The organism is Streptomyces asiaticus (assembly GCF_018138715.1).
Classification (GTDB): Bacteria; Actinomycetota; Actinomycetes; order Streptomycetales; family Streptomycetaceae; genus Streptomyces; species Streptomyces asiaticus.
Genome location: NZ_JAGSHX010000006.1, coordinates 7,530,148 through 7,543,183, shown reverse-complemented (window position 1 = coordinate 7,543,183; position 13,036 = coordinate 7,530,148). Strand labels below are relative to the sequence as shown.

At 67.2% G+C, this 13,036-nt stretch carries 6 protein-coding genes and 1 pseudogene; 4 read left to right on the top strand and 3 right to left on the bottom strand.

All coding sequences use genetic code 11. The features are described from left to right. The first annotated feature begins 631 nt into the window (after positions 1-631). Genes KHP12_RS39970 through KHP12_RS39960 form a run of 3 tightly spaced genes read left to right on the top strand, consistent with a single transcriptional unit; the run spans position 632 to position 6,103 of the window. Entirely contained in the window at positions 632-1,186 is a 555-nt protein-coding gene (locus KHP12_RS39970) for a hypothetical protein (protein WP_037964970.1), read from the top strand. Next, positions 1,183-5,544: a DUF6531 domain-containing protein gene (locus tag KHP12_RS52570; protein WP_210609090.1), complete on the top strand. Its 4,362-nt coding sequence runs from the start codon at positions 1,183-1,185 to the stop codon at positions 5,542-5,544. The genes KHP12_RS39970 and KHP12_RS52570 overlap by 4 nt, the downstream gene beginning before the upstream one ends. A gap of 4 nt (positions 5,545-5,548) precedes the next feature. After that, positions 5,549-6,103 (top strand): hypothetical protein, encoded by a 555-nt coding sequence (locus KHP12_RS39960; protein WP_086885228.1) that lies wholly within the window; start codon positions 5,549-5,551, stop codon positions 6,101-6,103. A gap of 66 nt (positions 6,104-6,169) precedes the next feature. Here KHP12_RS39960 and KHP12_RS39955 read toward each other — a convergent pair. Continuing rightward, positions 6,170-7,262 (bottom strand): annotated as a pseudogene (locus KHP12_RS39955) (integrase core domain-containing protein). 533 nt (positions 7,263-7,795) lie between these two features. On the opposite strand from KHP12_RS39955, the gene KHP12_RS39950 reads away from it, so the two are divergent. Next, the gene (locus KHP12_RS39950; protein WP_086885229.1) at positions 7,796-9,454 is read left to right on the top strand and encodes an ATP-binding protein; all 1,659 of its coding nucleotides are present in this window, start codon (positions 7,796-7,798) and stop codon (positions 9,452-9,454) included. Between the two features lie 853 nt (positions 9,455-10,307). Here the strand turns inward: KHP12_RS39950 and KHP12_RS39945 are convergent. Both KHP12_RS39945 and KHP12_RS39940 read right to left on the bottom strand, forming a co-directional pair. Further along, positions 10,308-12,068, bottom strand: a complete 1,761-nt coding sequence (locus tag KHP12_RS39945) for a hypothetical protein (protein ID WP_210609092.1) — start codon at positions 12,066-12,068, stop codon at positions 10,308-10,310. Next, a complete protein-coding gene (locus KHP12_RS39940) occupies positions 12,065-13,036 on the bottom strand; it encodes a hypothetical protein (protein WP_086885744.1) in 972 nt (323 codons plus the stop codon). Before KHP12_RS39940 ends, KHP12_RS39945 begins: the two co-directional genes overlap by 4 nt.

Genomic DNA, 13,036 nt, shown 5'->3' with positions numbered 1-13,036 from the left:
ACGGTTAAGGCCATCCCCGCTAGCCGCGGAAAAGGCCTCCGACCTGCGAAAACGCTGGTCGGGACGACAGGATTTGAACCTGCGACCCCTTGACCCCCAGCGGCGCGCCAATTCTCGCCTTATACCCCAGTTTAAGACCCTCGAGGACCTGTCGCGCCGTCAAGCTCCGTACGTAGCCATACGCTGCAGTCGTCAAGTGGCAACCCCGCGCGCCCGCCGCAGGCGTGGACTCACAGGCAACGTGGGAGCTTTGTGCGAGGATTCACGGCGGGTGTTCATTCAGTGACGACCCGAGTGGGCCGGGGAGGGAAGCGTTGTCGTTACGTGGGCTGATCCGTGACGAAATGACCGCGTCGAAGCCTCGTTCGGAGCGGCTGGCGGCGCTTCAGCGGCCGGATGAGCCGGGCTTCCTGGTCTCGGATACGGAACACGGGCCGGTGGTGCCGGTTTTCACCTCCTTGGAACGGCTCGCGCTCTTCGCCGGGCCATGCGGGTGGGCGTCGACCACCGTGGAGGATCTGGCGGAGCTGCTGCCCGAGGGCGTGCGCGCGTTGGTGGACCCGCTGGGGCCCAAGTGCGTTCGTAATGGATACCGATGCGCATCAGGCCACCGGCGGGCAGGGAGAGGACGATGGCGGAGCATGACGGGGGAGCATCGAGTTCCGGTGGTCCGAAGCCGGGTGATGGCTACAGGATCGAGATCGCGTCGGTGCGTAAGGTGCTGACGCCGCTGGAGGAGTCCGTCGTCGCCGCCCGCAAGATCAAGGGCGACTGGAAGACGCTGGCCGAGACCATCCAGAACTCGGCCGACTTCGACATCTACGACTCAGCCGAGAAGATGCTCTCGTCCTGGGGTTTCGGCATGGGACGGGTGGCCGAGCATACGAAGACCGTGGTCGAGACACTCCGGCAGGTCATCGCCGCCTACATCCTGGCCGACCTGTTGCGCATCAAGGACTTCTCTCCGACCGCGGACAACATGGCCAAGCTGCCCTTCGGCGAAGCGGGACTGAAGGCATGGCAGGCCGGGTTCCGGCCGAAGTTCGATCCGCCGCCTGAGATCTATCAGGAGCCGTGGCTCGATGACAGCGGGACCGGCGGCACCCAGGACGTGCCCACCAACCCCCGCAAGCGCTACGACGGCGGCTGGGAGGTCGACAGCGGGTCGAAGGGAACGATCGCATGACCCAGCGCGATGCCACAGAGGGTGGCACGACCGAGCGGATACCGCCGAATGCCAAGCCATCAGAGGTGATTTACGGCAGCCCGTCGGATATCGAGGACCTGGCGGTCAAGCTGCGCGCGTACGCCGGCGCGTTCAAGGACGGGCAGGACAAGCTCGACGTCCTGTCCCTTATGGACTGGACCGGCGCCGGCGCGGAGGGCTTCCAGGACGCGACCCGGAAGCTCCCCAGGGAACTGGAATCTGCTCAGACCTACTTCAAAGCAGCCGCGAACGCCCTGGACGACTACGCCGAAAAGCTGCGCTCGGTCCACAACCGCGTCAAGCCGATCATCGAGGACGCGGACGACGCCCGGGCCGCCTCCAAGCGCTACTGGAACAAAGTCACGGACTACAACGCCGCCGTCGACCGGAAGGACGATCCGCTGCCGGAACGTCCACCGGAGGACGACCCGGGCCTGTCGGCACTGGAGAGCTGCTACGGCCGGCTGGACAAGCTGGAGAGCGAGCTCCAACTCGTCATCGACGCAGCCAAACGCAAACTCGACAAAGCCGCCGAGAAGGCCCCGGACAAACCCCCAGCCCCCAAAGGCTGGGACAAGTTCAAACAGACCCTCGGAGACTACGCCGGCGGTACCGCCGACACCTTGGGCAGCTGGTACGAAGATTTCGATGACCTCGTCCACGACGGGCCCGATGGTCTCGGCCTGCGGCTGGCAAGCACCGTAGACGGCGTGGCCTATGCCGCCGAACATCCCAAGGAGTTCGCCAAGGCCGTCACCAACTGGGACGAATGGCAGCGCAACCCCGCCCGCGCCGCCGGCCAGCTCACCCCCGACCTCCTCCTGGCCCTGGCCACCGGCGGCACCGGCGCCGCACGCCGCGGCGCCAGCGTGACCAAGAACGCCGCACAACGCCTGCTCAACCGCGAACGTGCACTCCGCCGCGACGGCAGCGCCCGCAAGCGCACCGACGACCATCCGAACAAGAACTGCACCCCCGGCAAGGACAAGTGCACCACCGGTGAGCCGATCGACGTGGCCACCGGCGAGATGGTCATGTCCGCCACCGACATCACCCTGCCCGGAGTGCTGCCACTGATCCTGGAGCGGCACTACGTCTCCGGGCACCCGTGCGGCGGCTGGTTCGGCCGCACCTGGGCCGGCACCCTCGACCAACGCCTGGAGATCGACGACGAGGGCGTCGTCTACATCACCGACGACGGCATGCTCCTTGCCTACCCGATACCGGAACCCGACGTCCCCACACTTCCCACCTCCGGCCCTCGCTGGCCACTGCGCTGGGACGGCAAACCGGACGGCACCTTCGCCATCGCCACCCCCGAACACAACCGCACCCTCCACTTCGCCCCCCTCCCGGCATGCGGCCGAGAGCTGGCCCTGACCGCGATCACCGACCGCACCGGCGAAGGCGACCGCATCACCATCACCTACGACGAGCAGGGCGCACCGACGGAGATCACCCACTCCGGCGGCTACCGCATCGCCATCGACACCGATCCGCAGCTGCTGCGCATCACCACCCTCCGTCTGCTCCACGGCGCAGAGCATCAGCACAGCACCCCCCTGATCTCATACGGCTACAACGAAGCCGGAGACCTGAGCGAGATCATCAACTCCACCGGACTACCGCTGCGTTTCCAGTACGACGACGAACACCGCATCACGTCCTGGACCGACCGCAACGGCACGACCTACGCGTATGTCTACGACCATCGCGGCCGCGTCCTGCGGGGCATCGGCCCGGACGGCATCCTCTCCGGCCGCATGCACTACGACGCCCAGACACGCACCAACCGCTACACCGACTCCCTCGGCAATACCACCACCTACCTCTGCAACGAGGCATACCGGGTCATCGCGGAGACCGACCCTCTGGGCAACACCACCCACACCGAATGGGACGACAACAACCGCCATCCCGTTGCAATCACTGACCCGCTGGGTCACACCACCCGCTACCACTACGACGATCTCGACTGCCTGGTCGCCATCGAACGCCCTGACGGAAGCGTGACGAAGGCGGCCTACAACGCCCAGGACCTCCCACTTGAGGTCCACGAGCCCGGTGGTGCGATGTGGCGCTATACCTACAACGACCGTGGGGACCGCACTTCCGTTACCGATCCCACCGGCGCCACCACCCACTACACGTACGACGCATCTGGACACCTGTCGACCATCACCGATGCTCTCGACCACACCACGCAGGTCACCACCAACGCGGTCGGCCTCCCCATGGCCATCACCGACCCCCTGGGCAACACCACCCGCGTCCGCCGAGGCCCACACGGACTGGTCACCGCCGTCACCGACCCCCTGGGTAACACCACCCGGCAGGGCTGGACCATCGAGGGTGAGCCCGCCTGGCGCGAGGGACCAGACGGAGCCCGTGAGGTGTGGCAGTGGGACGCCGAAGGCAACCTCGCCCGCCACACCGACCAAGCCGGACACACCACCACCCACACCCACACCCACTTCGACCGGCCCGCCACCCGTACCGATCCCGACGGCGCGCAATACGCCTTCGGCTACGACACCGAACTGCGGCTGACCACCGTCACCAACCCTCAGGGCCTGACCTGGACCTACACCTACGACGGGGCCGGACGGCTCACCTCCGAAACCGACTTCAACGGTTGCACCCGCACCTACGAACACGACGCCGCCGGCCGCCTCACCGCCCAGACCAACCCACTCGGTCAAACTCTCCGCTATACCCTCGACCCAGCGGGACAGCCCATCACCCAGCGGGACGAGACCACCGGTGAAGAGACGACCTACGCCTACGACGCCCACGGCGCCCTCATCCGCGCCACAAACGGGGATGCCGAACTGGTACTGGAACGCGACGGGTTGGGCCGCTTGGTCGCGGAGACCGTGAACGGCCGCACCACGACCTACGGCTACGACGCGGCGGGCCACCAGACCCATCGTTCTATGCCCTCGGGCCTGATCTCCACTTGGACCTACGACCCCACAGGCCGCCCCGCAACGCTCACCACCGCCGACAACACCCTCACCTTCACCTACGACGCGGCGGGCCGCGAAACTCAGCGAGCCATGGGGGCCGCCACCCTCACTCAGGCGTGGGATTCAACTGATCGCCTGGCGGCCCAGTCGATCTTCTCCTCCCCGGATTACCTTCTCCAACACCGCACCTACACCTACCGTTCCGACGGCTACGTCACCCAGATTCGCGAACTGACGACCGGCACGCGGCACTTCGCCCTGGGACCGACAGGTCGCGTCACCGGCGTACAAGCTCATGGATGGTCCGAGACCTACGCCTACGACACAGCCGGCAACCAAACCCACGCCACAGCCCCAGCACATGACTCAGGAGGCGACCGGGCATACAGCGGCACCCTCATCCGTCGCGCGGGCCGCACCACCTACGAACATGACGCCGCCGGCCGCCTCATCCGCAAAGCCCGCAAACTCCCGAGCGGTCAAACTCGCTCTTGGACCTACACCTGGAACGCCCAAGACCAGCTCACCAAAACCACCACTCCGCTCGGCGAGGAGTGGACCTACGCCTACGACCCCCTGGGGCGCCGCCTCACGAAGACCAGCCCAGACGGAACACCGCTGACCTTCACCTGGGACGGCACCCGCCTCGCCGAGCAAGCCACCCGCGACGGCGCTACCACGACCTGGAACTACAGTCCCGGCACTCACTGCCCTCTGGCCCAAACTCACCGCGAACTGGACGCCACCCGCCACTACGCCATCATCACCGACACTGTCGGCACCCCCACTGAACTCCTCACCCCCGACGGTCGTTTGGCCTGGCAACACCGCACCACCCTCTGGGGCACCTCCCTCCCCACCCCACCCATCGGTGATGGGAGCGTCGACTGCCCCCTACGCTTCCCCGGCCAATACGCCGATCCAGAAACCGGCCTGAACTACAACCACTTCCGCTACTACGATCCCGAAACCGCCCGCTACCTCACCTCAGATCCGATCGGTCTCGCCGGTGGCTACGCACCGCACAGTTACGTTCCCAACCCGTTCATGTGGCTTGACCCTCTCGGACTGTCCCTCCTCGACGTCAGCAAGAACGGCGTGCGCATCGTCGTGCACGAGTACGACGTCGACAAGCCAGCGCACGCTCATGTCACCGGTGGCGGTGGCCGCGAGGTGCGGATCGGGCCGAACGGCCACCCCATCGACGGCCAACCAGAGCTCACGCGCACGCAGCGACAAGCAGTGGAACATTACAAGACGGAGATCAGGAAAGCTGTCAGGAAGCTCGGCAGGCGAAATCAGGCGGAGGAGCGGGCTGAACGGGAGCAGCGCGAGGCCGCCAAGAACCAAACTTGCGGCAAGGGATGAAGCGATGACATTGCGTTCCGATGTGGCCGAGTTGCTAGCGGGGGCCGGCATCGTCGACGTGGACGTCGACGATGCCGTCGCGGACGAGCACGTCCGATCGTCCGTGTACCAACGCGTCGTCTCGGTAACCGCCTCCTCGCGGAGCCGCGACCGAGACCGCGCGATTGTGGCCACGATCCTGCGCGACCCCATCGAGATGGTGTCCAAGACGGCGGTGGTCGACCTCTTGGACAGGATTGCGAGGAAGGTGACCGGTCCTGCCGAGTTCCGGCAGTGGTCGGGCGAACTACTGCCAGAGATCGACCAGCTCAAGACGGAAGGGAACCGCGAGTTCATCCGCCGCCGCATCCACGACTGGCTGTTCTACCTGTCCATCGAGGATGGTCATATGCCGACATCAGCCGAGTTGGCCGAGGTCACGGACTGGATGCAGCGCTTCCTCGCCGAGCATTCGACATCGCCGACGGTACTCGCCCTGGTCGCCGAGTCAGGCAGCACAAAGAAGATCCGAAACATCGCGAAGAACCGAGCCGGAAGCCGCAAACAGAGAACGCAATGAGTCGGTACCGGCAATTGGCAGGCGCGCCGACTGCCTCTGTGGGTGCCAACAAATCATCCGCGCAGTTCAGGCCGCTCGCTGGTACTCGTGGAGGGTTCCGCCGAGTCGGTCTCGTCTGCGGACTTCCAGGTGGGCAAGCTGGGCTTGTTGCGTGATGGGGGGCGAGTAGCGGGCGGCAGGGAGCGGCTTGTTCCAGGGCTCTGTGCGGGCGGTGCTCGTTGTAGAAGGATTCATACCCGCGCAGGGCGTGGAGGAGGTGACCCTGGTTCCAGATCAGGGTCCGGTCCAGGAGTTCGCTGCGGCAGGTCTGTATCCAGCGCTCCATGAACGAGTTCATCCGTGGTATCCGAATGCCGGTCGTGACGACCTTGAGACCGGCATCGGTCATCAGGGTGTCGAAGGCGGCTGTGAACTTCGAGTCGCGGTCTCGGATCAGGAACCGTGCCCTGCTGCCCGCGTCCTCGAGGTCCATGAGGAGGTTGCGTCCGAGCTGCACGATCCAGTCCCCGGTCGGATGCGCGGTGACACCGAGGATCCTGATGCGACGGGTGGTGTGCTCGATGACGGCGAAGACATACAGGCGCGCCCCTGTCAGCGCTCGGACTTCGAAGAGATCGCAGGCGAGAAGGGCCTCGACCTGGCTGCGCAGGAAGTCGGCCCAGGTGGTGCTCTGCCGTTCGGGTGCGGGTGGGATGCCGTGCTCGCGGAGTATCCCCCAGACCGTGGAGGCGGCGACCTTGATCCCCAGCGCGGCGAGCTCGCCGTGAATCCGGCGATACCCCCACGAGGCATTCTCCCTGGCCAGACGCAGGACCATGGCGCGGATTGACCGTAGGTTGCGCGGGCGTCCGCGTCGCCTGGGTACGCAGGTTGCGGCATGGCGCCGCCTGAGCAACTCGCGATGCCAGCGCATGACCGTCTCGGGGCGGACCAGCAGCAGAAGGTGCCGCAGTCTGTCTTTGGGCAGGTGGTACAGAAGGCCGGCGAGGACAGCACGATCACTGTCGGTGAAGGCAGGCTTGCCGACCTGGCGCTGCAGGACAAGCAATTGGTGCCGAAGCACGAGGATCTCGATGTCCTTGTCTCTGTCGCTCATCGGCAGAAGGCGTAGGAACGCCAGGGTGTTGGTCGCGGCGAGATAGGCCAGGCGCAGCAGCACGACAGATCATGATGCCGTCGGGGCCTTGTACAGGTGAAGACGCCGGGGTGAGCATCGCCCAAAGTCGAAGATATCTGATCAAGCTCTCACCTGCGTGGATGATTTACCGGCACCCGCAGGCCCCTGGCCGGACATACGTCCCGACCAAGGGCCTGTTGTCTGGGTCAGACAGACCCCTTACCCCTGTGAGTGAGCTCGACCAGCAGGGCCACGACGGAGGAGGCAGCCGCTAAAGCGGCACCGGTTTCGGGCGTGTACAGGGCCAGAGCAATGACGAGGACGCCGACCAGTAGGAGGCCTGCAGCACGCGCAGTCATGGGCTTCATGGACATGCACCTTCCGGGTGGTGGAGAACGGGCTGTAAAGCCAGCCTCTGCCGGGTGGCTATGCGCCTGACGAGCCGCGACGCTCCCTGACAGCTTCAGCCAGGATTTTCCAGTCGCCGGACACGATCTTGGCCAAGGCCCCGGGACCCGTATCTGTTGTCCCCTCGGGCTGGCAGAATCCGAGAGCTGTCAGCGGGAGGCGATCACGTGGCAAGTGTCCAGTCCTGGAAGAAGCCTGACCTGGAAGGCCGCCCGATCCTCAAGATGCTCAACGACGGACTGCACGAGCTGCGGCTCGACGCGGGGTTGCCGTCAGCGCGGACCATCCGCGAAGGGATCGGCAAGGACTCCCAGGGCTACTGGATCGTGAACCACCAGGCCGTACTGGACACGTTCCAGCAGCCGGACCTGCCGCGGCTGGGCCGCCTCGAGTTGATCGTCGCTGCCCTCTCCGAGAGCGCGGACCGCAGCAACACCGGCACCGAGGAGGAGGTCGACCGCTTCAAGGAGCTGTGGAAGCAGGCATACAACGAACTCGTCGCCCAGTCGTCCGTTCAGTCGCCTGGAGACGCTGCAGCCCAGGACGGCCCCGCAGTCGACGGCACGGAGGAAGTCGGCGACACCGACGAGGGGCAGCACCGCGGGCACCGATCATCGCCCCGCGCCGAGGAACCGTCCGGCTCAGGTCAAGATACGGCTCGCTTCAACTACGCCCAAGAGTCCCTCAAAGGATTGATCATCAATGCGGCCCAAGCTCTGTGGGACGACAAGGACGCGCTGAGGGTCTTTCTCGGGGTGGTGCGCCGCAGCGAAGGGTTCGTCCGGATGGCTGATGCTCTCGCCGAACGCCCGCCGGCCAACGCTACGTTCTACGGAGTTGAGAGCCGCGAGTTCGAGGTGGACTTTCCCGTAGCGCACAGCGAGTTGGTCAGGCTGCGACAGCTCGTGCACAAATACAGGACCAAGAGGAAGTGGTCCTTCACGGTCATGGAGGAACAGACCGGCGTCCCGGCAGATGACTGGATCCGCTGGTACACGCATAGCGAACTGCCGCGCCGGGAGGCACTGGTGGCGTTCTCCAGCGCGGCCCGTCTGGTACTCGATGAGCATGTCCTCCTGCTCGGGCTCTGGGACGCGGCGAGCGAGGCGTTGGAGGCGCACAACCGCTTCGAGGCCCTGCCGGACCGGATCAGCTTCGACGAGGCCTGGTCGAGGCGTGACGCGGGCACATCAAAACTGTGGGTGCTCGCGGGAGTCGGAGGGGAAGAGCAACGCGCGTACGGTGCCGACCTGGCAACCGGTACCGCTCCCGCGTTCACCGTTGTCGGACCGCCGCGATCGGGACGATCCACGGCCCTGGCGGCCATCGCGCGCTCCCTGCTCGCTGCCGGTACCCGCGTCGTCCTGGCGGCACCGGCGCCGTCGCCCCTTCGTAAACTGGCTGACCAGAATGGCGTGGTGACCTGCCTGACCGGAGACGACATCGGGCACGACGAACTCGTCGAAGCCCTGTCGTCAGCTTCACCAGAGGAGCCGATCGCCGTCGTCATCGATGACGTGGAGGTCCTGGACAAGTGCGAGGCCCAAAAGCGGCTGAAGAGCATCGTAGAGCGCGGCTTCGACGAGGGCTTGGCGCTGGTCGTAGGACTCAGAGAAGACAAGTTCCGGCTGCTCAGCAGCTGGGCCGGTGCGGTGCGCAAGGCCCATCGGGGACTTCTCCTGTCTCCCCAAGACGAACTACGTGCAGGGGACGAGGCTATCGGCGTCCAGACCCGTGGCACCGCCTCAGGTCGGCCCATCACACCCGGCCGAGGCTGGCTGCATCTCGGCGACGGCAAGCTTGTCCCCGTAACAGTCCCGGAGTGATACCTCTCTCGTTTTCTTGCCCAACCCAACGGCTTCAAGAGGGCAGTCGAGATGGTCGACCTCACGGTGCTTCGCGCCGCCACCTGAGGGGCGTGGTGGCCCGGCGGACGACTTCCAGGTGGAGTTCTCCGGGCGCGGGCTGAGGCACACAGCCCCGTCGCGTGAGCTGTGGACCAGGGAGGTCAGGCCCCTGGTCCCGGAGCGGCGGAAAATCTACAGTTCATCACCGCACGTCCGCCTGCCGCGGAGTCGTCAAGCGAGCACTCGTGGCCTCGCTGGTTGTAACCCCGCGTGCTGCGCTCGGCCTCGGGCAGGACGTCCATATCGGCGCGCACCTCGTAGGGCAGGAGTCGCTGGCCAACGAACGCCTGGTGGGCCGTGAGGGACGGCGCCATCCGGCACGCGTGGGACGTGACGTTGCGACGCCAAGCGCTCAACGCCCGGCGGCGCCCCAACCAGTACGGCATCTCCTTCGACAAGGGACCGTCGCGGGAGCAAAGGCAAGGTGGACGCCTGGGTCGCCGCGCTGCTCGCGGACATGGCCCGGCAAGAGGTGGTCATGAGCGGCAAGCTCCCCGCCCCCGAGACCGGGCGTTTCACACAAATGCCCTCGTTGGCTTTACAGAACTCCCAGCTCGGGTTGGTCCGGGCTGGGAGTTCTTTTGGTGTTCGGGATCTTGCGCGGTGTGGCGGCGTTGACGTGGCTGGGAGTGTGGTTGTGTCCGGCCTATCCCACTGGTGCTGATCAGAGGGTCGGGTTGCCCGGGGGTGCGGATGGCGAGCGTGCGATGTGTGAAGGCGTGGCGGGGCCGCATCGTGGTGCGGGTGTGGGTGACGCGGGTTGGGTCGTGTGTCAGCCGGGCGGTGGGCCGTTGATGAGGTCGGTGAGGGTGGTGGTGCGGCGGCGGGCGCGTGTGCGGGGCCTGGGGAGGGTGCGGTCGGTCTCTTGCGGTTCGCCGGTGAGAGCGGCCCAGGGGTCGGGGAGGTCGCGTTTGGCGTGCCAGGCGCGGAGCAGGGTGTGGTTGAGGCCGGCGAGGGCGAAGGCGAGGAGGACGCTGTTCTTGGTAGTGCCCAGGACGCGGGTGAAGCCGCGGTCGATGTGGAGGCGGTGGGTCTTGATCTCGGCGTTGCCGGATTCGACGGCGGCACGGCGTCCGTAATCGGCGGCCCAGGTGGTGGTGCCCCAGATGTGGCGTTGGCGGGTCCAGGCCATCTGCTCGGGGCTGAGGGTGATGGTTTTCCCGCAGGCGCAGTTGTCGGGGCGGCAGTTGCTGGTGGGGCGGGTGTGGGGCAGGCGCATGGAGCGGGGGTGGTTGGGACAGCGCAGGCGTCCGGCGACAGCGGGGCCTTTGAAGCGCTGGTAGCCGTCGGTGTCGGGGCGGCTGTGAGGTGTGAAGGCGTAGGCGGCGCGACGGTCGTAGCGGGCGCGGAGCGCGTTCTTCTCGGCGGTGCGCATGCCGAGGGGGAAGCCGGGCAGGTCCCGCAACTGGCGTGGCAGAGCGCTGGTGAAGAGGGTGCCGTCGATGGCGAGGGTTCCGGTGAGGGGGCCGGGGTGGGGGCCGCGTTGGGCCGGGTGGAGGTCGATGACCGCTTCCAGACCGCGGGCGCGTGCGGGCAGGGCCCAGCGGGTGGGGGTGCAGTAGGAGTAGCCGCGGTCGGCGATGACCTCGCGGGTGCCGGTGTGGCGGGCCATGTGCTGGTCGATCAGAGCGATGCCGGCATCGCCTTTGTGGGATCCGGCCGGGGCCAGGTGCATGGCGGTGATCACGAACGGGACCTCGGCGGCGCCGAGGGCGCGGGCGTTGACGGCGAGGTGGAGGTCGTGGCCGCAGAAGACGTTGCCGGGTGAGGCGTTGGTGCCGGAGCGGTAACCCTCGCGTGCGTCGGGATCGATCGTGTGCTGAAGGCGGCCATCGTGCCCAGTGGCCGGCCAGCCGGGTTCGTTCGGCGGGCGCTTGCGGCGGGGCGGGGCGGTGTCCTTGACCGGCGGATGGTCGGGGTCGACATCCGGTTCAGGGGTCCAGGCCCGGCGGCGCGCCCAGGTCTCGTAGTCGGTGGAGTCGATTGCCAGCACCCCGGTGAGAGGAAAGGCCTCGGGGAGAGAGGCGTCCAGGAGACGGCCGCTGAAAGCGCTGACGGTGATCAGCTCGTGGGGACAGTCCTGGTGCGGGCATGGCGCGTTCTTGCCGTCCGCCGCCGGGGCACCTCCGGGAACGGCCGGTGAGTGGGGGTGATTGTGGGGGATGGCGAGAGTGCCGGTTTCGAGGGCGCCGATGAGGAGGGTGTAGGCGTGCCAGAGCATCCGGTAGCTCGCCTGGCCGGTGAGGCCGAGGTCGCGGCGGGCGGTGTGGGGCAGGTCGGCGAGGGTATCGAGGACCTTGGTGAGGTGCATCTCCTCCAGGCGCAGGGCGTGGACGGCCAGTCCGGTGAGCAGGGCGCGGGCGGTGAACTCCCTGGGTGCGCCGGTGTGGTGGTGGAGCGTGGCTTCGACGGCGGGCAGGAGGCCGCTGCGGTCGACCAATAGGGTGGCGCGGCGCAGGGCCTGCGGGATGGTGAAGCGCCGGGCGAGGCCGGTCAGGTGCAGCGGCACGATCGCGCGGGCCGGGCCGTTCACGTGCCCGCCGACGGCGGTTGGGACAGGGCCTGGGCGATGGCGTGGTGAGCCTGGTCTTCGGGGAGGCGGGGCAGGTGGGGGACGAGGTCGATGAGGCTGCCGGTGCTTGCCAGTCCCGCGGCGGCCAGGAGTTCCGGCAGCGGCACCCGGGCTTGGAGGAGGGTCAGCAGCCAGGTGGTGCGGAGCGAGGATGCGGACAACTGCGGCAGCCGGGAGGGAACTTCGATTCGGGAGAGGAGGTGGTTGAGGCGGTTCTTGTCGGTGTCGTGGGTCGGGCCGATCAGTGGCTCGGCGGGGTGGCGGGCGGCGAGGGTGCGCAGCAGGGGTGCGTAGGCGGCGAGCACGGGGATGACGCGTGGCCGGGTGCCGGTGACGGTCAGCATGGTGGTGCCGCGTTCGGTGGTGGTGAGGGAGTGGCCGGTGATGGTGAGGTGTTCGCCGGGCATGAGTCCGGCGCCGAGCCCGGCGGCGAGGAGCCCGAATGCCGCCCTGGTGCGCACCCGTGTGGTTTGCTGTCCGGCGGCTTCCAGGTATCCGGCGACCTGGTGGGGGGTGTAGGGGGTGGCCAGCCGGTTGCGTGACAGGCCGGTTTTGAGGGGTGGCCAGGGTGCGCGGCGGGTGATCGTGCGGCCGATGGTGGACAGCTGGGAGCGGTGCGTGCGCCGGGATGAGGGCTGCAGGTCCCGCATGCCGGTCACGACATAGCGTTCGACCGTGTCGGGGGTGAACAGCGTTTCGCGGTCCAGGGGGAGGAACTCCTCCAGGCACCAGGCGCAGAACCGGGTGACGGTGGACATACGGTCCACGGCGGACCAGGGCGAGACGGGTCCGGAGTCGGTCACACAGGCGCGCACGAAGTGCGAGATCACCGTCCACGTGGCGGCCGGTACCTTCTTCGGCGCGTACAGGGCGATTGCGGTCGGCACGTCGGTCACCACCGTTCCGCCCATGACCAGCACACGCGGCAT